The 26,294-nt window shown below is 66.8% G+C and carries 20 protein-coding genes; 16 read left to right on the top strand and 4 right to left on the bottom strand.

The genetic code is table 11. From position 1 onward, the window contains the following. The first annotated feature begins 668 nt into the window (after window positions 1–668). The 4 genes from ACHAAC_RS13445 to ACHAAC_RS13460 all read left to right on the top strand — a co-directional run bounded on the left by ACHAAC_RS13445 (window position 669) and on the right by ACHAAC_RS13460 (window position 4,574). On the top strand, window positions 669–1,820 hold the full coding sequence (locus tag ACHAAC_RS13445; protein ID WP_435716791.1) for a pyridoxal phosphate-dependent aminotransferase: 1,152 nt from the start codon (window positions 669–671) through the stop codon (window positions 1,818–1,820). Window positions 1,821–1,919: 99 nt separating this feature from the next. Then, window positions 1,920–2,453 carry a hypothetical protein gene (locus ACHAAC_RS13450; RefSeq protein ID WP_435716792.1) on the top strand — a complete coding sequence of 178 codons (534 nt, stop codon included), beginning with the start codon at window positions 1,920–1,922 and terminating at the stop codon, window positions 2,451–2,453. A gap of 202 nt (window positions 2,454–2,655) precedes the next feature. Next, window positions 2,656–3,084, top strand: a complete 429-nt coding sequence (locus ACHAAC_RS13455; RefSeq protein WP_435716793.1) for a thiamine pyrophosphate-dependent enzyme — start codon at window positions 2,656–2,658, stop codon at window positions 3,082–3,084. A gap of 5 nt (window positions 3,085–3,089) precedes the next feature. Then, a complete protein-coding gene (locus ACHAAC_RS13460) occupies window positions 3,090–4,574 on the top strand; it encodes an aldehyde dehydrogenase (protein ID WP_435716794.1) in 1,485 nt (494 codons plus the stop codon). Between the two features lie 239 nt (window positions 4,575–4,813). On the opposite strand, the gene ACHAAC_RS13465 is transcribed toward ACHAAC_RS13460, so the two are convergent. Continuing rightward, the gene (locus ACHAAC_RS13465; protein ID WP_435716795.1) at window positions 4,814–5,446 is read right to left on the bottom strand and encodes a GntR family transcriptional regulator; all 633 of its coding nucleotides are present in this window, start codon (window positions 5,444–5,446) and stop codon (window positions 4,814–4,816) included. A gap of 528 nt (window positions 5,447–5,974) precedes the next feature. On the opposite strand from ACHAAC_RS13465, the gene ACHAAC_RS13470 reads away from it, so the two are divergent. From ACHAAC_RS13470 to ACHAAC_RS13510, 9 genes are all read left to right on the top strand, one after another. Further along, complete coding sequence (locus ACHAAC_RS13470) at window positions 5,975–6,991, top strand: carbon-nitrogen hydrolase family protein (RefSeq protein ID WP_435716796.1); 1,017 nt, start codon at window positions 5,975–5,977, stop codon at window positions 6,989–6,991. Window positions 6,992–7,135: 144 nt separating this feature from the next. After that, window positions 7,136–8,530: an MmgE/PrpD family protein gene (locus ACHAAC_RS13475; protein ID WP_435716797.1), complete on the top strand. Its 1,395-nt coding sequence runs from the start codon at window positions 7,136–7,138 to the stop codon at window positions 8,528–8,530. 148 nt (window positions 8,531–8,678) lie between these two features. Further along, window positions 8,679–9,833 (top strand): acyl-CoA dehydrogenase family protein, encoded by a 1,155-nt coding sequence (locus ACHAAC_RS13480; protein ID WP_435716798.1) that lies wholly within the window; start codon window positions 8,679–8,681, stop codon window positions 9,831–9,833. A 104-nt stretch (window positions 9,834–9,937) separates the two neighbouring features. After that, a complete protein-coding gene (locus ACHAAC_RS13485) occupies window positions 9,938–12,001 on the top strand; it encodes an acetate--CoA ligase family protein (protein ID WP_435716799.1) in 2,064 nt (687 codons plus the stop codon). A 61-nt stretch (window positions 12,002–12,062) separates the two neighbouring features. Then, window positions 12,063–14,036, top strand: a complete 1,974-nt coding sequence (locus tag ACHAAC_RS13490; RefSeq protein WP_435716800.1) for a 3-hydroxyacyl-CoA dehydrogenase NAD-binding domain-containing protein — start codon at window positions 12,063–12,065, stop codon at window positions 14,034–14,036. A gap of 560 nt (window positions 14,037–14,596) precedes the next feature. Beyond that, entirely contained in the window at window positions 14,597–15,406 is an 810-nt protein-coding gene (locus tag ACHAAC_RS13495) for an amino acid ABC transporter ATP-binding protein (protein ID WP_435716801.1), read from the top strand. Window positions 15,407–15,466: 60 nt separating this feature from the next. Further along, complete coding sequence (locus ACHAAC_RS13500) at window positions 15,467–16,336, top strand: glutamate ABC transporter substrate-binding protein (RefSeq protein WP_435716802.1); 870 nt, start codon at window positions 15,467–15,469, stop codon at window positions 16,334–16,336. A 66-nt stretch (window positions 16,337–16,402) separates the two neighbouring features. After that, window positions 16,403–17,059 carry an amino acid ABC transporter permease gene (locus tag ACHAAC_RS13505; protein WP_435716803.1) on the top strand — a complete coding sequence of 219 codons (657 nt, stop codon included), beginning with the start codon at window positions 16,403–16,405 and terminating at the stop codon, window positions 17,057–17,059. A gap of 59 nt (window positions 17,060–17,118) precedes the next feature. After that, complete coding sequence (locus tag ACHAAC_RS13510; RefSeq protein WP_435716804.1) at window positions 17,119–17,895, top strand: amino acid ABC transporter permease; 777 nt, start codon at window positions 17,119–17,121, stop codon at window positions 17,893–17,895. A 435-nt stretch (window positions 17,896–18,330) separates the two neighbouring features. On the opposite strand, the gene ACHAAC_RS13515 is transcribed toward ACHAAC_RS13510, so the two are convergent. From ACHAAC_RS13515 to ACHAAC_RS13525, 3 genes are all read right to left on the bottom strand, one after another. Then, on the bottom strand, window positions 18,331–19,533 hold the full coding sequence (locus ACHAAC_RS13515) for a CaiB/BaiF CoA transferase family protein (RefSeq protein WP_435716805.1): 1,203 nt from the start codon (window positions 19,531–19,533) through the stop codon (window positions 18,331–18,333). 47 nt (window positions 19,534–19,580) lie between these two features. Next, window positions 19,581–20,297: a FadR/GntR family transcriptional regulator gene (locus tag ACHAAC_RS13520; RefSeq protein WP_435716806.1), complete on the bottom strand. Its 717-nt coding sequence runs from the start codon at window positions 20,295–20,297 to the stop codon at window positions 19,581–19,583. Between the two features lie 163 nt (window positions 20,298–20,460). Further along, window positions 20,461–21,282, bottom strand: a complete 822-nt coding sequence (locus ACHAAC_RS13525) for a class II aldolase/adducin family protein (RefSeq protein WP_435716807.1) — start codon at window positions 21,280–21,282, stop codon at window positions 20,461–20,463. 353 nt (window positions 21,283–21,635) lie between these two features. Here ACHAAC_RS13525 and ACHAAC_RS13530 point away from each other — a divergent pair, with 353 nt between their 5' ends. From ACHAAC_RS13530 to ACHAAC_RS13540, 3 genes are all read left to right on the top strand, one after another. Further along, entirely contained in the window at window positions 21,636–22,802 is a 1,167-nt protein-coding gene (locus ACHAAC_RS13530; RefSeq protein ID WP_435716808.1) for an alpha-hydroxy-acid oxidizing protein, read from the top strand. 151 nt (window positions 22,803–22,953) lie between these two features. After that, window positions 22,954–24,486, top strand: coding sequence for a long-chain-fatty-acid--CoA ligase (locus ACHAAC_RS13535; protein WP_435716809.1), 1,533 nt, complete (start codon window positions 22,954–22,956; stop codon window positions 24,484–24,486). A gap of 7 nt (window positions 24,487–24,493) precedes the next feature. After that, window positions 24,494–26,233, top strand: a complete 1,740-nt coding sequence (locus ACHAAC_RS13540) for a CocE/NonD family hydrolase (RefSeq protein ID WP_435716810.1) — start codon at window positions 24,494–24,496, stop codon at window positions 26,231–26,233. The last annotated feature ends 61 nt before the right edge of the window (window positions 26,234–26,294 follow it).

A 26,294-nucleotide genomic window follows, 5' to 3' on the forward strand; every position in this document is an offset into this window, starting at 1 on the left:
CCATGTCCCTCCGTGTCGAGGCGTCAGGGCAAACCAAGCGAGCAGCACCTGAGATCAATGGATTAGTCAGTCAGTCAGTCAGGCTGGAAGAAGTGTTGCCGTCCCTGGCTCGCCCGGGTGGTCTACAGCGCCAGGTCGCGGGTCGGATCGACCCCTCCTGCAGCGGGCTGGTCGGCGCCCGACTGGATGGTGAGGTCCGCGCCGATCGCTGCGGCGGTCTCGCGCAACGGGCCGCGGGCGGCGTCGATGGAGGAGTCCTCGTCGAGCGTCGCGGTCGAGCCGTTGAGCGCCGCCGGACCGACAACTCATCCCTCATACCCGAAAACGCTCACCGTTCCGCGAGCAGTTTCGTGAGTCTCGTCGCCCCCTTGACAAAGGGCCCCATGCGGTACACTGTTGTGTACAGGCGGATACGAAAGTGTTGTCAACCTGAACGCCTTGCCGTAGGGCTCTGGGACGAAGGACCTTGCCGAGATTGGGATGACCATGGTGATCGTGACCCACGAACTGGGGTTCGGCCGCAAAGCGGTCGCCAGGGCGGTGTTCATGGATGACGGTCGGATCGTCGAAGTCTTTCGGGCGCGAGTCCTCGCGTCGCAATGAACCAAGTGACCGTTCTCGTGTCGGGCGGGCACGAGCCGATTTGAGCGGTGGATACCTTGAGAACAATGGCTGGCGATGTCGACGACACGCCGTCGTACCACGTGGCGGCTGGCATGCGGCGGGTGATGGGTACGTCGCTGCGTACCAGCATCACTCCCGCCGGCGCCGGTGCCGTCTCCCTCGCCGTCGGCGAGCCTGGCTTTGCCACGCCGCCAGGCATCGTGGAGGCGATGAACGCGGCTCTGGCCGCGGGATACACCCACTACCCGGACAGCAGCGGCGACCCGGAGCTCCGCAGCGCACTGGCCGATGAGACCGGCGGCGGCTACGGTCTTGAAGACATCGCCATCACCCACGGGGGGTGTGGTGGATTGACGGCTTCGATCCTCGCCACCGTGAGCCCCGGGGACCGGGTCATCATCCCGCAGCCTACTTACTCGCTCTATGGCGACCTTGTCCAGCTCGCCGGCGGGGAGCCGGTGTACGTGCCCCTCGATCGATCGCTTCACCTGGATCTCGACGCCGTGGCGTCGGCCCTCGACGGGACCCGCCTGATTATCCTCTGCAACCCCGGGAATCCGACGGGGGCGGTGATCCCCGGCCCACAGCTGGAGCAACTGGCCGATCTGCTCAACGGCACCGATGTCTTGGTTCTCGTTGATGAGGCGTACGCCGACTTGGTCTACGACGGCACCTTTGTTCCCTCGTCGCGCGTGGAGGCTCTGCGTCCCCGGCTCCTGGTGTGCACCACGTTCTCCAAGTCCTTCGCCATGACTGGGTGGCGTCTCGGCTCGGTGGCCGGCCCGTCAGAGTTGATGCCCGCCGTTCGTGCCGCTCACCGGACGATCAACGGGGGCGTCAACGCCGCGGTCCAACGCGCTGGCCTCTATGCCGTCCGCAACCGTGCCGCGCTGGTGGCGCCGTACGTGGACGAGTACCGGCGCCGACGCGACCGGTTGATGGAGCTGCTCGAAGGCCAGGAGGGGTTGCGGTTCGAGCGACCGGAGGGGGCCTTCTATCTCTTCGCTCGGTACGACGGCAACCAGGCGTCCGTGGACTTGGTGCGTGAACTCGAGGCGCGTGGGATTCGCGTCAGGCCCGGCCGGGAGTTCGGTCCGGCCGGTGAGGGCAACATCCGGATCTCTTACTCGGTCGACATGGAGACGCTGGAGGAAGGCGCGGGTCGGTTGCTGGCAGCCCTCGCGTCGCTCAGGTGACACACGTCCCCCCAGGCGACGGCCGGGCGGTGCTGGCAGCGACACCTCCGTCACGACCTCAGCATACGAATGAATACAATGTGAGCAAGAAGGAGAGCGATGAGCAGCCAAACCACAGCCCCTGACGTGCCAGCGTGGCCTGACCGGTTGTACGACCTGTTGCGCGAAGGGGGCGTCACCCAGTTCGCGTACGTTCCGGATGCCGGCCACAAGACGATGATCAACCGGTCGATCGCCGACGCGGACGTGTGTGCGGTCTCGCTGACCACCGAAGAGGAGGGCATCGGACTGGTGTGCGGTGCCCACCTCGGTGGAGAGAAGGCGGTGCTGCTCGTTCAGAGCAGCGGCATCGGCAACTGTGTGAACCTGTTGTCCCTCCTGCAGCTGGGCCGCTTCCCCTTCCTGACCCTCGTCAGCATGCGAGGCGATTTCGGGGAAGGGAATCCGTGGCAGTACCCCATGGGCCAGGCGACGCGCCAGGTGTGTGAAGCGATGGGTCTGATGGTCTACGAGGTCTCCACCGAAGCTGACCTGATCAAGACGGTCAGCGCCGCCATGACGTCCGCGTTCCAGGGCGGCAAAGCGGTCGCGGTCCTGTTCAGCCAGAGTTTTCTCGGCGCCAAAGCCTTCTAAGGAGTGTTGCACCATGAGTTCACCGACGATCAACCCTCGACCTGGCGCCGCCGCGACCAGGGGGCTCAACCGTTCGCACTCGGTACCGAGGGTCATTGGTGACCCCCGCGACAGGCTTTTCATCAGCAGCCTGGGTGGGCCGAGCCGAGATGTGGTGAGCCACATCGGCGACAGCCCCAACCTCTTCGCCCTGGGTGGAGCGATGGGGGCGTCCACCACAGTCGGGCTTGGGCTCGCGCTGGCCCGCCCCGAGCGGAGCGTCTGCGTCGTCACGGGGGACGGCGAGCTGCTCATGAATGTCGGTGCATTGGCCACCATCGCCGTCCTTGATCCCGGCAACCTCTCGATCCTGGTGGTGGACAACGGGCGTTACGGCGAGACCGGCAACCAGGTCAGCCATACCGGACGAGGAGTCGACCTCGAGCGCATCGCTGCTGGCGCCGGATTCCGTTCCACGGCAACCGTCGACATCGACGATGACATCGCGCACGGCCACGACGTGCTCCTGGACTCGCAGCACGCAAGCTTCGTCGTGCTCAGGGTCGACGAGAGCGAGCCGCCCAAGGCGCGACGCAGCATGGATGCGGCGGTCAACCGCGTCCGATTCCGGGATGCGGTGTTGACCCGGTGAGCTTGATGTCAGCGGCCGACCGCGACGTCGCCGTGCGTCACTTCCCCATGTGGATCGATGGGGATCTCCGTGATGCGCGAAGCGGCGCACTGCTGGAGTCCATCGACCCGTTCAACGGCCGAGTGTGGGCAACGGTGCCCGACGCGACACGGGACGACGTGCACGAGGCGATCGCGGCTGCGCGCGCGGCCTTCGACGCGGGCTGGTCGACCACCCTTCCGGCGAGGCGCGCGACGATTCTTCGCGAGCTGGGTCGTTTGATCGAGGAGAACGTCGAGATCTTGACGTCAACTCAGATCCGCGAGAACGGCAAGCCATACTCTGAGGTGCGTCCGCAGACTGCTGGACTTGCTCAGTTCTGCTACTACTTCGCAGGCATCGCCGAGACATTGCACGGCATCGCGCAGCCAGTGAGTGTGCCCGACACGGTGGCCATGACGCGGCGTGAGCCGGTCGGGGTTGTCGCGGCGGTATGCCCGTGGAACAGTCCGCTGGCCTTGCTGATGTGGAAGTTCGCGCCGGCCGTGGCGGCTGCCAACACGATGGTGGTGAAGCCGTCGGAATCGACTCCGGTGTCGAGCCTTCTGTTCGCCGAGCTGGCCGAACAAGCCGGCCTGCCGAGCGGCGTGCTCAACGTGGTGACGGGTGGACCGGACGTCGGACGACAGCTGGTCGAGTCTCGGGGAGTCGACAAGATCGCTTTCACCGGTTCGACCGAGGTGGGTCGCGCCATCGCGCGGACAGCGGGCGAGAACTTGACGAGGGTGTCCTTGGAGCTGGGCGGAAAGTCGCCGAACATCGTCTTCGACGACGCGAACCTCGGGCGCGCGGTCGATGGCATCGCGGCGGGCATCTTCTCCGCGACGGGTCAGTCCTGTGTCGCGGGTTCCCGAGTACTTCTCCATGAGCGCATCTACGACGAAGTCGCACAAGGGCTCACGGAGAAGGCGCGCGGCATCCAGGTGGGCGATCCGCTGCTGCCGAGCACTCGTATGGGAACGGTTGCCAACCGCACCCAGTACGACAAGATCCTGCACTACATCGATATCGCACACGACGACGGCGCCACCCTCCTGGCCGGTGGAAAGCGCGCCGAAGGCGCTGAGCTTGGTGACGGGCTCTTCGTCGAGCCGACCGTCTTCGGGGACGTCAGCATGGACATGCGGATAGCGCGGGAAGAGGTGTTCGGGCCGGTGGCGTCACTGATTCGCTTCGCTGACGAGCACGAGGCGATTCGGATCGCGAATGACACCGAGTATGGCTTGGCTGCAGGTATCTGGACAAATGACCTTGGCCGGGCGCATCGAGTGTCCGCGGCCGTCCGCGCAGGGACGGTGTGGGTCAACACCTATCGAAGCACCAACTACGCCGTACCGTTCGGAGGTTTCAAGCAGAGCGGGATCGGGCGCGAGAATGGCCTGGAAGCCGTCCACGAGTACACCGAGGTGAAGACCGTGTGGATGAACGTCGCAGACCTGAATGAGGCATGAGGCGACGGCGCACCGAGTCTCGCGACGTGCTCTGGACCAGGGTCTGGCTCACCTTGCTCGAGCTCGGCGATGGGCGTGGTTCCGGCAGGGCGGGTCGACGGTGACGCCGTCGGGCTCGAGAGCTGCCCCAGGGTACGGACGGCTGCTGTCCTCAGCGCAGCCGTAGGGGCTTCAGCTCGAGCGACGGGCGGCGGACGCTGTATCAACGCGCGTACGCGGCGCCTGACGGTCTAGAACGTTCACACGCGCGCATCGCGGACGAACATCTGGAGTCTCAGGCTGCGCGCCTTCTCGATGTGCTGACGTGCGATCGCGCCGGCCGAGGATCCATCCCGCGCTTCGATCGCCGCGATGAGCTCGTCGTGCTCGCTGATCGCCTCGTGCCACCGATCGGCGGTACTGAGTGTCGTGGAGGAGTAGCGGTGGATCTGCCGGGTCAGACGCACCAGCTGGTCGACCAGTGTGGCGTTGTGGCTAGAACGCCACAGAGCATGGTGAAAGTCTCGGTTCAGCTCGATGCGAGTGCCAGGATCGACGGCGGTCGCTTGCCGCATCTGCTCTTGTGCCCCCCGCAGTCGGACGAGATCCATCTCCGTGCGGTGGTCGGCAGCTCGAGTGGCCGCCAACACCTCCAAGGCAACGCGAATCTCGTAGATCTCGAGTATTTCCTCCGCGCTGCGCGTTCTCACTCTGAGACCGCGCTCATGTCGTTCGATGAGCCCGTCCTGCTCGAGACGGTTCAACGCCTCGCGCACCGGAGTGCGGCTGACCCCGAGCCGGTCGGCGAGCACCGTCTCGACCAGCGCGGTGCCCGGCGCCAGAGTTCCGTCCGCGATCTCGTTGACGAGCCGTGGATACACGTCGGCGCGCACGCGACCAACCATCCTGACCGTCTCCCTTTCGATATACCCGGGCAAGCTCACGCCCGAGCGAAGCGGCGCCGCCACACTGCGTCGCTGGCGACCGAACCAGTCCGCGGCCGAGTGTACATGTGCATACGCTCTGCACAGGTATGTGTGGGGGTCTCTCCGGGCAGGCGGATGGTGGCGTCGCGATGCCCGCGGCCCCTTGGCTCCGGGAGAACGGTGCTTGACATCGGTCGGATCGGGTCGCATGCTGTTGCATGCAGTTGTACACGGTCGCGCGGTCGTTTCTCACGGAAGGTAGGGGCACTCCGGAGTGAAGGTCGTCCGACAGCAGGGACCGGCGGGCCGCCAGGGCACGCCAGGCTCAGCGAGTGCCGGTAGCCATCTCTCGTGCCCGGTTCGAAACGGCGCGCTGGGCGTCGCGGAGCTCGGCGGGTCGCCAGAAATGGGTCATGGCACCGGGAAGGCCACGCATCTGACGGCGCCATGTCACGTTCCCCTGCCACAGATCTCTGCCCCGAGAGAGGACGCTGCATGATGAAGAAGTCTCCTGTGCGAGTTGCCGTCGTTCAGTCCGCCCCCGTTGCCCTGGACCTGGAGAGGACCCTCGCGAAGGTCGAGGACCTCGCGGCGCGGGCCGCGGAGCCCGGCGTGGACCTGATCGTCTTCCCCGAAGCCTTTGTCTCTTGCTATCCGCGCGGAATCTCCTTCGGCGCGTTGGTTGGTTCGCGGACCGACGAGGGTCGGCGCATGTATCGCCGGTATTGGGAGTCGTCGATCACGGTCCCGGGGCCCGCCACCGACCGGATCGGGCGTGTGGCTGCACGTCACGGGTCGCATCTCGTGATCGGAGTGATCGAGCGCGGTGGCTCGACGCTGTATTGCACCGCGCTCACCTTCGGCCCGGACGGGTCCCTGTTGGGTAAGCACCGAAAGCTCATGCCGACAGGTGCTGAACGCCTGGTCTGGGGGTTCGGGGACGGCTCGACGCTGCCGGTCTATGACACTGCCATCGGAAAGATCGGCACCGTGATCTGCTGGGAGAACTACATGCCCATGCTGCGGATGCACATGTACAGCAAGGGCGTGGAGATCTACTGTGCGCCGACCATGGCCCACAGCGAAGGCTGGGTGTCGAGCATGCGGCACATCGCCTTGGAAGGACGGTGCTTCGTACTGTCCGCCTGCCAGTACGCCGAGCGGGCCGACTATCCAGACGACTACCCGTTCGAGATCGAGGATGACGTCGTGTCCGCTGGCAGGTCGGTCATCATCGATCCCTTGGGGAATGTCATGGCCGGTCCGGAAGCGTCCGGTGAGGCGATTCTGCGGGCCGATTTGGATCTGGGACGCATCGCCGAGGGCAAGTTCGACTTCGACGTGGCCGGCCACTACTCCCGGCCGGACATCTTCAACCTGCGCGTCGATGAGCGGTCGAAGCCTCCCGTGACGACACAACACGACGTCGCCTCGGACGCCAGGATGACCGACATCAACCCGAACGAGGCCGGTCGTGACGCTGGCCGTGGCGAGGGTCCGGCCGATGCCTGAGGCCATGACCCCCTCGCTCGTCTACGCCGACCGTCGCGGTGAGCGAGTCAGTTGTGCCGAACCGGAGCGATCGCGCCCTTCGTCACCACGTTCGACAGCTGCCGTCCCCTGGGGCCGTGCCAGCACGGGCACGCAAGAACGCCGATGGCGGCCGCTCGCGACCCCGAGGGGTTGAGCCGGTTGAACGACCATCCCATCACGTTGGTCCTGGCTGGCAGCGCTGTGGGCTCGCGTCGCACGCCCTTGCCTGATGCTGCCTATGAGGCGGCCACCGCGGCGTTCACGGACTGGATCGGCGTGACGATCGGGGGCAGTGCCACACCCCCCGCCCGCATGCTGACTGCCGCGCTCGCGGGATCCGACGACCACTCCCAGGTGGTGGGCACCACGCTCCGTGCGCAAGCTCCCACGGCAGCACTGATCAACGGAACAGCGGCTCACGCCCTGGAGCTCGATGACATCTATTCGCCGGGCACCTACCACCCGGGGGCGCCGACGATCGCCGCAGCGTTGGCGGTTGCTCAGGCCGCGGGCACCGGCGGCGAATCTCTCCTGCGCGCCATCGTGGTCGGCTACGAGATTGGCAACCGCGTCGCACAGGTCCTGGGCCCCGACCACTACAAGGCTTGGCACACCACTGGCACGGTTGGCAGCATCGGGGCGGCGGCGGCCGTCGCCGAAGTCTTGCAACTGGACGAGAGAGCGTCTGCCAACGCCCTCGCCGTCGCAGCGACCATGGGCGCCGGACTGCAGCAGACTCTGCGGTCGGACTCCATGGGGAAGCCCCTGCACAGTGGTCATGCAGCGCACGCGGGCGTCGTTGCGGGCCTGGCTGCTGCAGAAGGATTCACGGGCACCCTCGACGTTCTTGACGGCGAGATCGGAATGGGCGTGGCCATGTCGTCGGCGCCCGACTGGGCGGCGGCAGCTCGCCCCTTCGGACCTGCGTTCCTCGTTGAGCAGACGACGGTGAAGCCTTACCCGTGCTGCGGCCACACCTTCGCGGCGATCGACGCGTCGATCGACCTCAGCAACCGTGGGTTGTCCCTTGGCGACATCGCCCGGGTGGAGGTTCATACCTATACGGCGGCCATCGACGTCGCCGGCAACCCGGCGCCCCGTACACCGTACGAGGCCAAGTTCAGCATCCCCTTCGTGGTCGCCTGCGCCCTCTCCGATGGCGTCGTGGACGCGAGCTCGTTTCGTGACGGAAAGTTGCACGATGCCGACATCCAACGTCTGATGGCGCGCGTGGTCATGCGACCCGATCCCACCTTCGTCGACGCCTTTCCAGATCGTCGCGGGGCACGCGTCGACGCACTGGACATGCATGGCGGGCATCTGTCGGGTTCCGTCGTGGCCGACCGGCGAGGTGATCCGTCGAACCCGGTCTCGCCGGTGCAGATGAGCCAGAAGTTCTCGGGTCTGGTGGGCCCGATCCTCGGCCCCGACTGTGGGTCCGAGCTTGCGGTTCAGCTTCGATCGATGAAGGCCATGCCGGACGTGCGCACCCTTCGCCTGGGCCCAGGGACCGACTGAGCTCGTCCCCACGGAGCCGCGCCCACGACGCGGAGAGGGCTGCGCGTCGAGGGTGGCCCGGTCGACTACATGTCCACCACCACAGGGTCGCCTTTCGGTATTCTGATCCATGCAGTAGTATACGACTGCATACAGACAAGGAGTGGAGATGGACTTTCAGTTGAGCCAGACTCAGGCGAGCCTGCGCGACATCGTCACCGCCTACGCCCACGACAACTTCGCAGCTGGCGCGCTCGAGCGCGCGCACGAGACCGAATTTCCCCGAGGTGTCGCGCGAGCACTGGGCAAGCAGGGCCTGCTCGGCCTCACGATCCCCGAGGACAAGGGTGGGCAGGGCGGCACCTTGATGGACGCCGTGATCGCGATCCAGGCCGTCGCGACCGCCTGCCCCAAGGCGGCCGACGTGGTGCAGGCTGGCAACTTCGGGCCGCTTCGTACCTTCGCCGAGTACGCCGAACCTCAGCTGCGCGCGAGGTACCTCCCGCAGCTGCTTGCGGGCGAGAAGGTCATCGCCCTGGGCATGACCGAGCCCGAGGCTGGCTCGGCAGCAACTGAGCTCCGGACCACGGCCAAGCTCGACGGGGACCACTACGTCGTCAATGGCAGCAAGGTCTTCTCGACGCACAGCCCGGACGCCGACATCTTCCTCGTCTATGTCCGATTCGGGCCCGGGGTCAACGGCATCGGGTCCCTCATCGTTGAGCGCGACACCCCCGGGTTCGCCGTGGGCAAACCGGCTGCCTTCATGAGCGGCGAGGAGTGGAGCCAGCTGTACTTCGACAACTGCCGCGTGCCGCTCGACAACCTGCTGCTCGGCGAAGGTGGCTTCAAGAAGCAGATCAGTGGATTCAATGTCGAGCGCATCGGCAACTCGGCCCGGTCCTTGGCTCTCGGCCGGTATGCCTTCGAGGAGGCGCGTGCACACGTGCTCGAGCGCCATCAGTTCGGGCGCCCCTTGGCAGAGTTTCAGGGATTGCAGTGGATGTTCGCTGAGATGGCGGTCAAGCTCGAGGCTGCTCAGCTGCTGCTGTACCGCGCTGCCGCTCAGGTGGACGAGAACGGGTTGCCCTCGGCGCACGACACAGCCCTCGCAAAGTTCGCGTGCAACGCGGCTGGCTTCGACGTCGCCAACGCCGCGATGCAGACCATGGGCGGACTGGGCTACAGCCAGGAGTCACTCGTCGAGTATTGCGTCCGGCGTACGCGTGGCTGGATGATCGCCGGCGGCTCGACCGAGATGCTCAAGAACAGAATCGCGGAGGGCGTCTTCGGACGCAGGTTCAGCCAGCGAGCCAACGCATGACCGTTCATGGGGCATCACCGACGTCCTCCGCTGCGTACGGCACCGGTCGGCCTTCCGCCGATGCTCTCAACAGGGCTCTGTTCGCTCCGTCGAGCGTGGCGCTCGTGGGTGCCTCGGACGACCTGGCGAAGGTGGGCGCACGGCCGCTGAAGTATCTGCGTGACGCCGGTTGGCAAGGCCGGATCTACCCCGTCAACCCTCGGCGGGACACCGTGCTGGGGGAGCGCGCCTGGGCCTCCCTGGCAGCCTTGCCCGAGGTCCCTGAGCACGCCTTCATCCTGACGGACTCGAGCCTCGCCCTGGACGCCGTGCGCGAGTGTGCCGATCTCGGAGTCACCGTCGCCACGGTGATGGCGAGCGGCTTCGCGGAGTCTGGCCCGGAAGGCGTTGCCCGCCACCGCGAGCTCGCGGACATCGTGGCCCACAGCTCGTTGCGGGTCGTTGGGCCGAGCAGCCTCGGCGTCGTGAACCCTCGATGCAACCTGGTCCTGACGGCCAACGCCGCGTTCGCCGAGACGGGCTTGCCGGTCGGATCCACCTTCGTCGCATCGCACTCCGGCAGTGTCATCGGAGCGCTCGTCTCGCGCGGGAAGGCAATGGGCGTGGGCTTCGCCGGTCTGATCTCCACCGGCGGAGAGGTCGACCTGACTCTGGGTGAAATCTGCGCGGCCACTCTTGATGATCCCGGTGTCGCCAGCTACGCGCTCTTCATCGAGTCTCTGGCCGGGCTCGGGGACCTCCGCGCGTTCAGTGTCGCGGCAGCTCAGCGCGGCAAGCCCATCGTCGCCTACAAGCTCGGCCGATCCAGGGCCGCGGCCGATCTCGCCGTCTCGCACACGGGCGCCCTCGCCGGCGATGACGCGGTCGCCGCGACCGTGCTCGCAGATCTCGGCATCGCTCGCGTGCACACCTTCGAAGCCCTCTTGGAAGGACAGCAGCTTGCACGTCTCGTTCCCCTGCCCGACGACTCCCAGCGTCCTTCGACCGTGGGTGTCATCACGACCACTGGCGGTGGTGGAGCCATGGTGGTGGACCAGCTCGCCGTCGCTGGTGTCGACGTCGTGGGGGCGTCGGACGAGACGCGCGCGCGGCTGGCCGAGCGCGGCATCGACGCCGGCAGTGGCGCCCTCATCGACTTGACGCTTGCCGGCACCAAGTATGAGGTCATGAAGGCGGCGCTGGAGGTGATCCTCACGGCTCCCGAGTTCGACTTGGTTGTCGCAGTGGCCGGATCCTCGGCAAGGAACCATCCTGAGCTCGCCGTCAGGCCCATCGCCGACTCGGTGTCCATCGGAACGCCGCTCGCCGCCTTCGTGGTGCCGCACGCACCGGACGCGCTCGAGCTCTTGCATCGTTCCGGTGTGCCGGCGTTCCGGACCCCTGAGTCGTGCGCGGACGCCGTGGCTGCGGTGTTTGCTCGCCGTCGACCCCGGGCGACGGCGGTGGTGACCGAACGACGAGAGTGGACGGGGCAGCGCGTCCTCGACGAGGAGCAGTCCGCGGTCTTGCTCCGTCGACACCATGTACCCATCTCACCGAACAAGGTGCTGAGCATCGACGACGAGATCACGTCGGCCCCCTTCGACGGTCCGATGGTGGTCAAGGCCCTGACCGCTGACCTGCCTCACAAGAGTGACGCGGGGGGCGTGGTCATCGGCGTGGTCGGAACAGAGCGCCTGCGCGAGGCCACTTCTCAGATCGTCACGGCAGTGGCAGAACGTGCTCAGATTCGCGTCGCCAACGTCTTGGTCCAACCCATGGTGAAGCCGCTGGGTGAGGTCTTGGTCGGGTACCGGCTCGATCCGGAGGCCGGGCCACTGGTCATGCTCGCGTCGGGCGGCGTCACGGCAGAGCTCCATGACGATCGCAGTCTGCGGCCGGCACCCGTGTCCAAGTCGAGTGCCGAGGAGATGATCGCAGAGGTGGTGGGACTCAAGGTCCTTGCCGGATACCGTGGCGCTCCCAAGGGCGACCTCGACGCGCTGGCGGACACCGTGGTGGCGATCTCCAAGCTCGCTGCGAACGACGACCTCGTGCTCGAGGCCGAGGTCAATCCGCTGATGGTGTACCCGGAGGGCGAGGGTGTCCTCGGTGTTGACTGTCTGGCGGTCCTGGCGACCTCCGAAGAGGACGAGCCGTCAACAAAGGATGTCCATGCCGAGGACTGATGTCGACCTGTCCCGCTGGCCTTCCGGGCCGCCGGTGCGGACTGTCGTGGAAGATCAGGTCATGGTCGTGATCATCGATCATGCTCCGGTGAACGCGGGAGGTCACGGCGTCCGTGCGGGCATGGCGGACGCGCTCCAGCAAGCCGGTCAGACTCCCGGCCTGGAGGGCGTGGTCCTTGTCGGTGCGGGCGGTACGTTCATCTCTGGCTCCGACGTTCGGGAGTTCACCGGTGCGATTGCCGACCCGTCGCTGCCGCAGGTCATCGAGACCGTTGAGCAGTGTCCGGTGCCTGTGGTTGCCGCAATCGACGGATACGCGTTGGGTGGTGGCCTCGAGCTGGCATTGGCCTGCGACGCGCGTGTCGCCACGTCGACCGCTGTACTGGGACTGCCTGAGGTCACCCTGGGGATGGTGCCGGGAGCGGGCGGGACCCAACGTCTGCCCCGCGCCGTCGGGCGTGTCCGTGCTATCGAGCTCATCTGTTCCGGTCGCCGATTCGCCGCGCCGGACGCACTGCGGTGGGGATTTCTCGCGGCGGTCACCAGCGCGAGCGAGTTGTTGTCGACGGCGATCGATCTGGTGCGGGCGCAACCGGGCAAGTCATCGTTGGCGGGTCTCCCCTGTCCGGACGAGGGTGGAGCAGCAGTCACGGCAGCTGTGGGGACGGCCGCCAGACGCGCCCGTGGTCGCCCCGCCGCCCTCAAGGCGATCGACCTGGTCGTGCGGGCGGGGTCCGAACCTCTGGCCGAGTTGCTCGCTGAGGAGCGCGCCACCTTCAACGAGCTTCGGCTGAGCGAGGAAGCGGCAGCGTTGCGCCACCTCTTCTTCGCTGAGCGAGCGGCCGGCAAGGCTCCCGACCTCTCGGAGATCGAGCCGACCCTGGTGCGCCGCGTGGGCGTGGTGGGCGCTGGCAGCATGGGCGCCTCGATTGCCGAGCTCTTCGCGCGCGAAAGTTTCGAGGTCATGTTGCTCGACTCCGATCACCGGAGAGCCGAGGAGCAGGCCGTCTGTATTCGTCGAGACCTGGCCGAGAAGGGCATCGAGGCCCAGATGCACGCCGTCCATCGGGTCCATGAGCTTGCCGAATGTGAGCTCGTCGTCGAGGCCGTCGTGGAAGACATGGACGTGAAGGCGGACGTGGTTGCCTCAGTTGACCGGGTGTTGACGGGTGACGCCGTGCTGGCGACGAACACGTCGTACCTGGACATCGACCTGCTCGCACAGCACACCGAGCACCCAGATCGGTTGCTCGGGATGCATTTCTTCAATCCCGCGACGCGGATGCCCCTGCTGGAGATCATCCGCGGCGAGGCGACGTCGCCGATGACGCTGGCCACGGCCTTGACGATGGCGCGCAAGCTTGGCAAGAAGCCGGTCATCGCCAGGGTGGGGGAGGGGTTCATCGCGAACCGGATGTTCTCGGCCTACCGTCGGCACTGTGAGTACTTGCTTCTCGATGGGGCATCACCACGACTCGTTGATGAAGCCATGCTTGCCTTCGGCTTCCCGATGGGCCCGTTCGCGGTTGCCGATCTTTCGGGCCTGGACATTGCCTATGCCATGCGGCAGCGACTGTCAGCTGGTCGGGATCCTCGGGCACGGTACGTGGAGATTCCGGACCGACTCTGCGAGGCCGGACGTCTCGGGGTGAAGACGGGGGCGGGGTACTACCGGTACGGTCCGGGACTCTCGCAAGGACAAGACGATCCGATCACTGACAAGGTCATCGAGTCCGCGCGACGCCGCCACGGAACGCTGGGCGCTGAACCCCCGTCGGCAGACACGATCGCTTGGATCGCGGTCGCAGCAATCGTCAACGAAGCGGCATTGTTGCTGGAGGAGGGGGTTGCCAGGAACGGGGACGATGTCGACGTGGCAGCCGTCAACGGCTTCGGCTTCCCACGGCATCACGGTGGGCCGGTGTGGTGGGCGCGCAACATCCCGCGAACGGAGCTGGAGCAGTACCTGCACCTGGTTGCTGCGGCCGAGGGCGTCACCCACGAACGGGGCGACCTCGACAAGCTCCTCAACTGAAGGACTGTTGCCAGGTCAGCGCGGTCTCGCTTCGGGGCGAGCTGCGTCGAGAGATCCCGCAAGGGCGTGGTGAAGAGGCCCACCACGCCGCCACACAGTGTTGTTGGCAAAGCCTGACCGACGAGATGAACCTCCAGCAGGTCCACGCGGTGTTAGGTCAAGGTCAAGGTCAAGGTCAAGGTCAAGGTCAAGGTCAAGCAAAGCTGAAGCGCTGGCACCGGTCCCCTCCGCCACGAGACGCCCTTGCATCGCGGTCGACCCCAACGTCAAAGTTCGGCGGGTCGGGCCGCTCGCCCCAGTCCCACTGGATCTCCTCACCCGGCGGAGGGCTCCACCTGCGCTCGGGCGCGCCACACGGGTGGGAAGTGCGAAGAGCTGAACTGGCGAGACTGAGACGAGCGCCGGCGCTGAACGAACGCTGCTTGACATTCGTCACACCGCTCGGCATACTCATGCATGCAGTTGTACACGGTGTTGTGTGTCTCAGCGAAAGGTCGGCAATCCGCAGTGGAGGTCGACCAACAGCAGGTAGCGCATGGCCCGCCCGTGGTGATCGTTCAATGCCGCTGAACAACGTCGACGGAGGTGGTCCCGTGCCCGAACTCGTACCGAGCGCCGCTCCGGGAGCTGGAACGCAGTCGCTGGTCGTGCTCGACCACGTGGACAAGTGGTTCGGCGAGCTGCACGTGCTGCAGGACATCAACTTGAGCGTGAAGCGGGGCGAGGTCGTCGTGGTGATCGGACCTTCGGGGTCCGGCAAGTCCACGCTGTGCCGGGCCATCAACCGGCTCGAGACCATCGACCATGGCAGCATCGCCCTCGACGGGGTCCCCCTGCCGCAGGAAGGCAAGGAGCTTGCGAACCTGCGCGCTGAGGTAGGCATGGTCTTCCAGAGCTTCAACCTCTTCTCCCACAAGACCATCCTCGAGAACGTCACGCTCGGGCCGATCAGGGTCCGTGGACTGAAGAGGGCCGACGCCGAAAGGCGCGCCAGGGAGCTGCTGGACCGGGTCGGGGTCGGCCAACAGGCGGAGAAATACCCCGCCCAGCTGTCGGGCGGGCAACAGCAGCGGGTCGCGATCGCCCGCGCGCTGGCGATGAACCCCAAGGTGATGCTTTTCGACGAGCCGACCTCCGCGCTCGACCCGGAGATGATCGCCGAGGTGCTCGAGGTGATGGTCGACCTCGCCAAGCAGGGCATGACGATGGTCGTCGTCACCCACGAGATGGGGTTCGCGCGCACCGCCGGGGACCGCGTCGTCTTCATGTGCGACGGCGCGGTCGTCGAGGAGGCGACCCCCGACGAGTTCTTCACCAGCCCTCGCTCGGACCGGGCCAAGGACTTCCTCGGCAAGATCCTCAACCACTGACGCAGGATCGACCTGCTCGCAGAAAGTATGTCCATACCGAGAATGGAGACAAGGATGCGCATGAAGCGGACCAAGGCTGCGGCTCTCGTCGGCGGCCTCGTGCTGGCTCTCGCCGGCTGCGGCGGCGACGATGGCGGCACGGAGGTACAGGTTGAGGAGAATCCAGAGTTCGAGGCCGGCACGGTCATGAACGGGCTGTCCGAGGCCGGCAAGATCACCATCGGCGTCAAGTACGACCAACCGGGTCTGGGTTACCTTCCGCCGGGCGCCGACACGCCCGAGGGGTTCGACGTCGAGATGGCCAAGATCATCGCGGGCCAGCTCGGCATCGCGCCCGAGGACATCGTCTGGGAGCAGGCGGTGACGGAGAACCGTGAACCGTTCCTGCAGAACGGCGCCGTGGACCTGGTGTTGAGCACCTACTCCATCAGTGACGAGCGGCGAGAGCTCGTCGGACAGGCAGGTCCCTATTACCTGACCGGCCAGCAGCTGCTGGTGCGGGAGGAAGACAAAGATCGGATCACGGGCCCCGAGGATCTCGAGGGCGCGAAGGTTTGCGCGGTGTCGGGATCCACCTCGATCAAGACCGTGACTGAAGAGTACGGGGCAGAACCCGTGCCATTCGATAGCTACGCAGACTGCGTGACGCAGCTGCTCAATGGTTCGGTCGACGTGGTCACGACCGACGGTGCCATCCTCCTCGGCTCCGCAGCCCAGCAACCGGATGAGCTTGAGGTGGTCGGCGAACCGTTTAGCGAGGAGCGCTACGGCATCGGCTATTCCCCCGACGCCCCGGAGATGTGCGAGTTCCTCAACGACGCCCTCCAGCGGTCGCACGAGGACGGCAGCTGGGCGGAGGCCTTCGAGGCCACCCTCGGCGAGTCCGGTGTCGAGACCCCCGAGCCCCCCATGGTCGACGAGAACTGCTGATCGACGGTCGTCCCCGTCGGGCGGGCGTACCAGCCCTCCCGACGGGGAGGAGGAAGAGGTGCCACGTTGAATCCCGAGTATCTGTCGGTACTGGTCGACCAGTTGTCTGAGGGATTCCTCGTGACGTTGCAACTGCTCGGGTTGTCGGCGATGTTCGCCACCGTGTTGGGAACGCTGCTGGGTGCCATGCGGGTCTCCCCGATCGCCCCCCTCAGGGCCGCAGGCGCTGCATACGTCGAGGTGTTCCGAAACACCCCACTGGTGGTGCTGTTCATCCTCGCAGTCGTGGGGCTACCGGAGCTGGGTCTGCTGCGCGACAGCTTCTTCTCGCGAGCGGTAGTAGCTCTGTCGCTCTACACTGCTGCGTTCGTCTGCGAGGTGCTCCGCTCCGGGATCAACACTGTTGAGCCCGGCCAAGCCGAGGCTGCGCGAGCGATCGGCATGGGCTTCGGCGGCACTCTTGGGCTAGTGGTGCTCCCGCAGGCGGTCCGGGCGGTGATTCCTCCACTGGTCAGTGTGTACATGGCACTCAGCAAGAACACCGCGGTTGCCGCTGCCTTCGGCATCACCGAAGCCACCTACCAATTCAAACAGCTTGTTGAGGAGTTTCCCGGCTCGTTGTACTACAACTTCCTCGGCATCGCCCTTGGCTATGCATTGATCGTGGGCGCATTGTCGATCATTGGCCACCTCTTGGAGCAACGGTTGGTGACTGCGCGATGACAACAGTTCTCTTCGACGTGACGGGGCCCCGGGGCAGGCGTCGGCAGCTTTGGTACACCGTGCTGGCTTCCATCGTGTTGACCGGCCTCGCCGCCTGGATCCTGAGGGAACTCTGGAAGCAGGAGCAGATCACGCCGGATCAGTGGGAGGCTTTCGTGCAACCTGCCATTGCCTCTGCGCTCCTCGAGGGCCTCGTGGACACACTGAGCGCCGCGGTGGCTGCCATCGCTCTCGCCCTCATATTCGGAGCGGTCCTGGCAGCCGGACGCCTATCTGAGCACAAGTGGCTGCGCTGGCCAAGCCATGCGATCGTTGAATTCTTCCGTGCCGTGCCGCTCCTGCTGCTCATCCTGTTTCTCTATTTGAGCGTCGTCGGTGATCGGGTCGGATCGTTCTGGACACTTGTGCTCGCGATCATGCTCTGCCACGGGGCTGTCATGGCAGAGATCTTCCGGGCGGGACTTCAGTCCGTGCCGCGCGGGCAAACAGAGGCGGGCTATGCGATCGGGCTTCGCAAGTCCCGGGTGATGGTTCTGATCCTGGCGCCTCAGACAGTGCGTTCGATGCTGCCCGCCATCATCGCTCAGCTGGTGGTGGTGCTCAAGGACACCGCGCTGGGCTACATCATCGGCGCACCAGGAGTCGTGAACGTCGCGGAACGGATCTACATATCGCCCGAGTACCGGAATCCACTTGCGGTCGGCATCTTCTTGGCTGCCGTCTTCTTCATCATCAACTACGCGCTGTCCAAGGTCGCGGTCGGCCTCGAAGCCAGGCTACGCCGGAAGGGCGGGGGGACCATCCAGCTGCAGCACGTACGCGGAGTGAGGCGCTGAGCCCCGGTGGTCACTTAGAACCGGCTCACGCGCCGCCGACCGTGTGGCCGAAGAGTGCTCGACCACCAATGACGTCGCGGGTCAGTTCATGTTCTGGTCCATCTCGTGGTGGGACAGTCACTCTCATCTGCCGACGTTGAAGATCGCGTCAGAGCTTGAGCCGACCGACAGGTCGACCTCCACCAAGATTCGACGTCCGTCCGATCGATCCGGCCAAGAAGGCGAACTCGCTCACGATGATGGCGACCGGGCTGCCGTTCACGGTGCCTCCCCGGCGATGACTGCCTCGTCGGTCTCGGCGTCCCGCTCGGCCTGCTCGAGCTCGTGCCGGTACTCCGGGGGGCGTGGTCGTCAGATCGATCCGGTGGTCCCAGCTCCGGTGAGAGCCGGGGTCGAGCAGGGCGTCGATGACGTCGTGCGCACGGGGTCCGGTGGTCACGACTGGTCCAGCCACTCCCGCACCTGCTCTCCGTGCTCGTCCAGCACCGGCGGTGCACGGTGGCCGCCGGGAGTGGTCTCCGCGCCATCGGGCGCGAAGAAGCGCAGGGGTGGTCCGGGCAGGGTCACGGTCCCGAGGCTGTGGTGGTCCACGTCGATCAGCAGGCCCTGGCTGGCGGTCTGGTCCCACGTGTACACCTCGTCGAGCGACCGGATCCGCCCGGCCGGCACCCCGATCTCCGCGAGCCGCACGAGCAGCGGCTCGACGCTCCATCCGGAGAACGCCTGCTCCACGATCGCGATGACCTCCTCGTGTCGGGGGACTCGCTCGGGGTTGGTGGTCAGGCCCGGAAGGTCGGGGTCCAGGCCGAAGCCGGCGCAGAAGTCGTGCCACAGGCCCTCGCTGCCGACCGCGATCTGCACGACGCCGTCAGCGCACCTGAAGAGGCCGTAGGGAGAGACCGACGGATGGTGGTTGCCCTGGGCGCGGCCGACCTGGCCGGCGACCGTCCAGCGGGTGCCCTGGAAGCCGTGGACGCCGACCGTCGCCGCCAGCAGTGAGGTGCGGACCACCTGCCCGCGGCCGGTGCGCCCACGCTCGTGCAGCGCACTCATCAGGCCGAACGCCCCGTACATGCCGGCCAGCAAGTCGGAGATCGGGGTGCCGACCTTCTGCGGGTCGTCGGGGCGTGAGCCGGTCAGGGACATCAGGCCGGCCTCGCCCTGGGCGATCTGGTCATAGCCCGCACGCCCGCCCTCCGGACCGTCGTGGCCGAACCCCGAGATCGACAGGGTGATCAGCCGGGGGTTGAGCTTCTCCAGGTGCGCCTGCCCGAAGCCGAGGCGGTCCAAGACTCCGGTGCGGAAGTTCTCGACGAGGATGTCGGCACGATCGATGAGCCGGGTGAGGACCGCTCGGTCGTCATCGTCCTTGAGATCGAGGGCGATGGACTCCTTGTTGCGGTTCGCCGAGAGGAAGTACGTCGACTCGGGGTGGACGTCATCGACCCGGTGGCCGGCGTGAGAGCCGTCGGCGGGCCAGCGGAACGGCGGGCCCCACCCGCGGGTGTCGTCACCGCCGTGCGGCGTCTCGACCTTGATCACCCGGGCTCCGAGGTCGCCGAGCATCATCGTGGCGTGGGGTCCGGCCAGCGCGCGGGAGAGGTCGACGACGAGCAGGTCCTGCAGGGGTCCGGTCATGGGCCGAGCATAGAGCCTCAGTGGCCCATTGGCCTAGCCAATTCTGTTCAGCGGTCGTTCGCCTCCCGCAGCAGCGCGATGTCGCTCACCTGGGCGACGTGGGCGCGCATGGCGGCCGCGGCAGCGTCCGGATCCCCGGCGGCGATGGACTCCGCGATCCGCCGGTGGCCGGCCAAGGAGTCCTGGGGCCGCCCGGGCTGGGAGAGCGACTCGATCCGGCTCTCGCGAACCAGGTCGCTGATCGTCCTCATCATCTCGGCCAGGAGCGCCGAGTGCGACGCGGCGGTCACGGCCGCGTGGAACTTCTCGTCGCCCACGACGCCCCGGTCACCGCCGTCGATCTCGGCCTCCATCTCGTCGAGGGCGTGCTGGATCGCCTCGAGGTCGCTCGCCGTGCGTCGTTGGGCGGCGAGGGCGGCGATCTTGGTCTCCAGGGCGTCGCGCGCGTCGATGATCTCGGGAAGCCGGTCGGCGTGGGCCCGGATGGCGTGGACGATCGGTAGGGACGGGTCGGTCCGGTTGAGCACCGTGCCGTCCCCGTGCCGCACGCCGACGACCCCGATGACCTCCAGCGCGACCAGTGCCTGGCTGAGGGTCGCCCGGCTCACGCCGAGGCTGGTGGCGAACTCGCGCTCCGGGGGCAGCCTGTCCCCGGCGGCGAGGCCCTGGGTGTGGACCCAATGGATGATCTGGTCGGCCACCTGTTCGTACAGCCGGGTCCTGACCACGGGAGGCGGGGGAGGGGTGCCGATCGGCTGGGTCATGCCGACACTCTAGAGACTCGGGTTCGCCGGGTGGGGATCGTCGGCAGCCGTCGTCGTCCTGGGGCTCGCGGGTGTGGTGAAGGGGCCGGTGACAGCGCCGGCGGGCATCGAGCGGGAGGCCGGCGACCTCCCGCTCGAGCTCGCTCCAGAACCAGCGGCGGGGTCAGTCGAACAGGTCGGGTGACTCCGCGACGACCTGGTCCCACAGGGGCCGGAACTGGAACCAGCCGGCGACGGGGTTCCCGATCTGGTTGCGCACGTCCACCGCGGTGTCGTGGTCGATGAGGGTCGGCGAGCCGGCAGCCATCGCCTGCAGCTGGGTCTGGCAGGAGCGCTCCATCGTGATGAACCACCACGCGGCGGCTGCGACGCTCTGCCCCACTGTGAGGAGACCATGGTTCTGAAGGATGGCCGCCTTCGCGTCGCCGAGCGCGACACCGATCCGACGGCCCTCCTCGGTGTCGTTGACGACGCCGCGGAAGTCGGAGTAGAGCCCGTGGTCCTCATAGAACGCGCACGCGTCCTGCGTGATCGGCGAGAGAGGGATGCCCAGTGATGCGAAGGCCTTGCCGTTCATCGAATGAGCGTGGGCCGCGGCGACCGCGTCCGGCCGCGCCCTGTGGACCTCGGAGTGGATGCAGAAGGCTGCTCGATTCACCGGCCGCTTGCCGTGGAGCAGCGTGCCGTCGTGGTCGACGTGGATCAGGTCCGACACCTTGATCTGGTTGAAGCTCATGCCGAACGGGTTGACCCAGAAGGTCTCGGGATGCTCCGGATCGCGGGCGGTGATGTGGCCGGCCACTCCCTCGGAGAAGCCGAGCTTGCCGAAGACCCGGAACGCGGCTGCGAGCTCACGCTTGCGGTGCTCCCGCTCCTCCTCGACGGTGAGGTTGATCGGAGGAAGCGGCAGCTCGAAGTCGTCGGGAGCCGGTCCGATGCTGGCGCGGACCATCTCCAGGATGTCCGGTGTGACGGTGCTGCTCATGGCGGGCCTCTCTGTGAGATGCATTACTGTACGGTTAACGTGAATCAATATTCGCTTTATGGTCAGACTTGTCAAGTGTGCGGTCGTCGGGGCCGGAGCTTTCACGATGTGGTGTCGAATCTCGAGCGCCCAAGAGGAGGAGCGGTGCCACGAGGATCAACCGGTCAGCGGGCCGTGACGACCGCCCGGCTCCTGGAGGGCGCCGCCGAGGTCTTCGCCGAGCGCGGCTTCCAACGGGGGCACTCATGGAGCGGTGGGCTCTGCCGGCCGTTCTCGACGCCTTCTCGCGGGAGTCCTCCGACGCCGCGAACCATTCCCAGCGGATCAATCGGCAACAGGAGCGAGAGTCAACCATGGCCAACTATGCGGACTTCAACCTCGGTGTCTACTTTGCGGGACTCGGCGGAGACAACCTGCCGCCGTTCCCCATGACCTTTGCCGGCCTTGAGGCGGCTGCGGCGGAGAAGCTGGAGCACCGACTGTTCGACTACGTCGCGGGCGGCGCCGGCGACGAGTACACCCAGCGCGCGAACGTCGCCGCGTTCGAGCGATGGGGAATCGTGCCGAGGATGCTCGCCGGCGCGGCCGAGCGGGACCTGTCGATCGAGCTGTTCGGCCATCGGCTGCCCACCCCGCTGCTGATGTCGCCGATCGGCGTCATCGGCATCATGACCGACGACGAGCACGGCGACCTCGCCACGGCCGCCGCCTCGGCGGCTTCGGGAGTGCCGATGGTCGCCTCGACCCTGATGCAGGACCCGCTGGAGGACGTCGCCGCCGCGCTCGGCGACACTCCTGGCTTCTTCCAGCTCTACACACCCAATGACCGGGAGATCGCCGAGAGCCTCGTGCGGCGCGCCGAGGCCGCCGGCTTCAAGGGCATCGTGGTCACCCTCGACACCTGGACCCTGGGCTACCGGCCTCGCGACCTGCAGCACGCGACGTTCCCCCAGCTGCGCGGCTACTGCCTGGCCAACTACTTCAGCGATCCGGTCTTTCGTTCGCGGCTCGTGGATCCGCCGGAGGAGGATCCCGGTGCCGCCACGATGCACTGGGCCTCGATCTTCGGCAATCCGACCCTGACCTGGGACGATCTTGCGTGGCTGCGCGGTCTCACCGACCTCCCACTGCTGCTCAAGGGCATCTGTCATCCGGACGACGTGCGCCGCGCGCGTGACGGTGGCGTCGACGGCATCTACTGCTCCAACCACGGTGGCCGACAGGCCGCCACCGCCCCCACCCTCGATCTGCTGCCCGCGGTCGTCGAAGCCGCCGACGGCGTTCCGGTGATCTTCGACTCCGGTCCTCGCTCAGGTCCTGACATCGTCAAGGCGCTCGCGTTGGGGGCGACCGCCGTCGGCATCGGCCGCCCCTACGGCTACGGCGCCGCGGTCGGAGGCCAGGCAGGCATCGAGTTCGTCCTCTCCAGCCTGCTCGCCGAGGCAGACCTGACCATGGGCCTCAACGGTTATGCCGGCATCACGGACCTCACCCGGGATGCGCTCGTCCGGGTGGGATGAGACCGAGGGGGCTGCGGTCGTCGTGAGTCGTGCCGGGCCATTGACAGGGGGGCAGGCATACCGCATCATGAACGCGAATGTCGGTTCACATTGATGGATCAGACGATCCCCTCGGATCGGTGTGGTCCGCCCCATCGGAAGGAAGTTGCCCATGACGGAGCGCCACCTCGCTGGCTTGCTGGAGAGCTCGGCCGAGACGTATCCGGAGCGCACTGCGGTCGTCTTCGGCGACAGCAGGTTGACCTACGCCCAGGTGAACGGGGCGGCGAACCAGGTGGCGAACCTGCTGGTCGAGCGAGGGGTGAAGCCGGGCGACAAGGTGGCGCTCTCGTGCCCGAACCTGCCGTTCTTCCCGTTCATCTACTTCGGCATCCTGAAGGCGGGCGCGACGGTCGTGCCGCTCAACGTGCTGCTCAAGGCGCGCGAGGTGGCCTACCACCTGAAGGACTCCGGCGCCGTGGCCTACTTCGCGTTCGAGGGCACCGCAGAGCTGCCCATCGGCGACACGGCGCGCGAGGCGATCGACGGCACCGACGTCGACCTCGTGGCGTTCACGGCCGGTCCGACGCCGTGGGCACAGCAGTCGCCCGTGTTCGAGACGGTCGAGCGCGACGCTGACGACACCGCGGTGATCCTGTACACCTCCGGCACGACGGGCCAGCCCAAGGGTGCCGAGCTGAGCCACGGCAACATGCACCACGTCGCGCTGTCGGGCGAGACGATGTACGACGCCGACGCTGACCACCCCGACACGTACCTGTGCGTGCTGCCGTTGTTCCATGCTTTCGGCCAGCAGGTCATCCAGAACGCCGCGTTCGCCTTCGGCGGCACCATGGTGCTGCTGCCACGCTTCGACGCCGAGTCCGCGATCCAGCTCATGCTGCGTGAGAAGGTCACGTTCTTCGCGGGTGTGCCCACGATGTACTGGGGCCTGCTCGGGGCGCTGACCCCCGAGGTGCCGATCACCGAGCTCGCCGCCAACCTGCGCGTCGCGTCCTCGGGTGGCGCAGCCCTGCCGGTCGAGGTGCACAAGAACTTCCGGGAGCGTTTCGGCGTCACGATCCTCGAGGGCTACGGGCTGTCGGAGACCTCGGGCATCGCCTCGTTCAGCGTCTTCGGCGACGAACCACGCGTCGGCACCGTCGGCAAGCCGATCGCGGGCGTCGAGATGAAGCTCATCAACGACGACTGGAGCGACGTGCCGACCGGCGACCTCCAGGAAGATGGGCAGAGTGCGATCGGCGAGATCGCGATCAAGGGCCCCAACATCCTGAAGTCCTACCACGGCCGACCCGAGGCGACGGCCGAGGCGATCCGCGACGGGTGGTTCCGCTCCGGCGACCTGGCCAAGAAGAGCGACGACGGCTACTACTCCATCGTCGACCGGTCCAAGGACATGATCATCCGCGGCGGGTACAACGTCTACCCCCGCGAGCTCGAGGAGGTGCTGATGACGCATCCCGCGATCTCCCTCGTCGCGGTCATCGGCGTCCCGCACGAGTCCCACGGTGAGGAGATCAAGGCCGTCGTCGTGACCGAGCCCGGTGCCGAGGTCACCGTGGACGAGCTCGTCGCCTGGGGCAGGGAGCAGTTCGCCGGCTACAAGTACCCCCGTCTGGTGGAGCTCCGCGACGAGCTGCCCATGACGTCCACAGGAAAGATCCTCAAGAGAGAGCTGAGCTGAGCTGACGATGACCATCACGCAAGAGCAAGCCACCGAGGTGGACGGGATCACGGTCGACTGGGACGTGCCGATCGGCGTCAGCGACGGCACGGTCCTCCGCGCGGACGTGTTCCGTCCGACGCAGGCCGGTGACTACCCGGTGATCCTGGCCATGGGCCCCTACGGGAAGGGCCTGCACCTGGCCGACGGATACCCGGCCAACTGGCGACGCATGCACGAGTCGTTCCCGGAGGTCGGGCACGAGTCGACGGGTCGGTACCAGAACTGGGAGGTCGCGGACCCCGAGAAGTGGGTCCCGGACGGATACGTGTGTGTGCGTGTCGACTCACGGGGGAGTGGGCGCTCTCCGGGGTTCATGGACATCCTGACTGCGCTGCAGACCCGCGACCTCTATGAGTGCATCGAGTGGGCCGGAGAGCAGGAGTGGAGCAACGGCAAGGTCGGGCTCCTCGGCATCTCCTACTTCGCCGCCAACCAGTGGCAGGTGGCCGCTCTGCGGCCACCTCATCTCGCGGCGATCTGTGCATGGGAGGGCTTCTGCGACCACTACCGCGAGGGTGGCCGCCACGGCGGCATCGCGTGCGAGTTCGTCAAGGGCGCACAGGCGCGCCAGATGAACACGGTCCAGCACGGCATGGGCAGCCGGGGACCGACTGACCGCAACACCGGCCGTCCTGTCGGTGGTGACGTCGACCTCGACGACGACGTCTTGCGGCAGAACCGACGCGACCTCTACTCCGAGCTCCTTGCGCGTCCGGTGAACGGGGCGTTCTACCAGGAGCGCTCCGCCGATCTCTCCCGGATCGAGGTGCCCCTGCTGTCCTCGGGCAACTGGGGCGGGATGGGACTGCACACGCGCGGAAACGTCGAGGGGTACCTGGGTGCCGGATCCGAGCTCAAGTGGCTCGAGATGCACGGGGACACCCACTTCAGCCCGTTCTACAACGATCGCGGGCTGGCCCTGCAGAAGCAGTTCTTCGGCACCTTCTTGAAGGACGAGCAGAACGGCTGGATGGAGCGGCCTCCCGTCGAGCTTCTCGTGCGCCACCCGGGCGAGAGGTTCGAACCGCGATTCGAGCAGGAGTGGCCGATCGCCCGGACCGAGTGGACGGAGCTCCATCTCTGCCCGGGGACCATGGAGCTGCGCACCTCGCCGGGCGCCTCGGGCACGTTGAGCTACGAGCCGGAGCACGAGGACCTGCGCTTCTCGCTCCCGCCCGTCGATCACGATCGGGAGTTCACCGGTCCGTCCGCAGCGAAGCTGAGAATCTCCTCCGCCACGGTCGATGCTGATCTGTTCCTGAGCCTGAGGCTCTACGATCCGCAGGGCACAGAGGTCACGTTCGTCGGTTCCAACGACCCGAAGGTGCCCGTCGGGCTGGGGTGGCTCCGCGCCTCCCACCGGCGTCTCGACGTCGAGAAGTCCGAGCCCTACCGACCGGTGCACAGCCATGACGCCATCGAGCTGCTCGTCCCGGACGAGCCCGTCGACGTCGACGTCGAGATCTGGCCGATGAGCATCGTGGTCCCGGCCGGCTACGTCCTCCAGCTGGGCATTGCTGGTCGTGACTACAGCAACGAAGGCACGGACTTCGAGAACGCGATGTACACGATGACGGGTGTCGGGCCGTTCACCCACACCGACCCGGAGGATCGCCCGGCGGAGATCTTCGGCGGTGAGGTCACGGTGCACTTCGGTCCCGATGCGCCCTCGTACCTGCTGCTTCCGGCGATCCCGGCGTCGTAGGCCTTCCGGCACGAAGTCGACCACGGTGGACGGGCACCTCAGCGACACGGTCGCGGAGGTG

This window comes from Aeromicrobium sp. CF4.19 (genome assembly GCF_051262555.1).
Taxonomy (GTDB): Bacteria; Actinomycetota; Actinomycetes; order Propionibacteriales; family Nocardioidaceae; genus Aeromicrobium.

What these genes read in the sequence shown, in the direction of transcription:
- ACHAAC_RS13445 (WP_435716791.1), top strand. Translation starts at nt 669, where the DNA reads ATGGCTGGCGATGTCGACGACACGCCGTCGTACCACGTGGCGGCTGGC.
- ACHAAC_RS13450 (WP_435716792.1), top strand. Translation starts at nt 1,920, where the DNA reads ATGAGCAGCCAAACCACAGCCCCTGACGTGCCAGCGTGGCCTGACCGG.
- ACHAAC_RS13455 (WP_435716793.1), top strand. Translation starts at nt 2,656, where the DNA reads ATGGGGGCGTCCACCACAGTCGGGCTTGGGCTCGCGCTGGCCCGCCCC.
- ACHAAC_RS13460 (WP_435716794.1), top strand. Translation starts at nt 3,090, where the DNA reads ATGTCAGCGGCCGACCGCGACGTCGCCGTGCGTCACTTCCCCATGTGG.
- ACHAAC_RS13470 (WP_435716796.1), top strand. Translation starts at nt 5,975, where the DNA reads ATGATGAAGAAGTCTCCTGTGCGAGTTGCCGTCGTTCAGTCCGCCCCC.
- ACHAAC_RS13475 (WP_435716797.1), top strand. Translation starts at nt 7,136, where the DNA reads ATGGCGGCCGCTCGCGACCCCGAGGGGTTGAGCCGGTTGAACGACCAT.
- ACHAAC_RS13480 (WP_435716798.1), top strand. Translation starts at nt 8,679, where the DNA reads ATGGACTTTCAGTTGAGCCAGACTCAGGCGAGCCTGCGCGACATCGTC.
- ACHAAC_RS13490 (WP_435716800.1), top strand. Translation starts at nt 12,063, where the DNA reads ATGGTCGTGATCATCGATCATGCTCCGGTGAACGCGGGAGGTCACGGC.
- ACHAAC_RS13495 (WP_435716801.1), top strand. Translation starts at nt 14,597, where the DNA reads ATGCCGCTGAACAACGTCGACGGAGGTGGTCCCGTGCCCGAACTCGTA.
- ACHAAC_RS13500 (WP_435716802.1), top strand. Translation starts at nt 15,467, where the DNA reads ATGAAGCGGACCAAGGCTGCGGCTCTCGTCGGCGGCCTCGTGCTGGCT.
- ACHAAC_RS13515 (WP_435716805.1), bottom strand. Translation starts at nt 19,533, where the DNA reads ATGACCGGACCCCTGCAGGACCTGCTCGTCGTCGACCTCTCCCGCGCG.
- ACHAAC_RS13520 (WP_435716806.1), bottom strand. Translation starts at nt 20,297, where the DNA reads ATGACCCAGCCGATCGGCACCCCTCCCCCGCCTCCCGTGGTCAGGACC.
- ACHAAC_RS13525 (WP_435716807.1), bottom strand. Translation starts at nt 21,282, where the DNA reads ATGAGCAGCACCGTCACACCGGACATCCTGGAGATGGTCCGCGCCAGC.
- ACHAAC_RS13530 (WP_435716808.1), top strand. Translation starts at nt 21,636, where the DNA reads ATGGCCAACTATGCGGACTTCAACCTCGGTGTCTACTTTGCGGGACTC.
- ACHAAC_RS13535 (WP_435716809.1), top strand. Translation starts at nt 22,954, where the DNA reads ATGACGGAGCGCCACCTCGCTGGCTTGCTGGAGAGCTCGGCCGAGACG.
- ACHAAC_RS13540 (WP_435716810.1), top strand. Translation starts at nt 24,494, where the DNA reads ATGACCATCACGCAAGAGCAAGCCACCGAGGTGGACGGGATCACGGTC.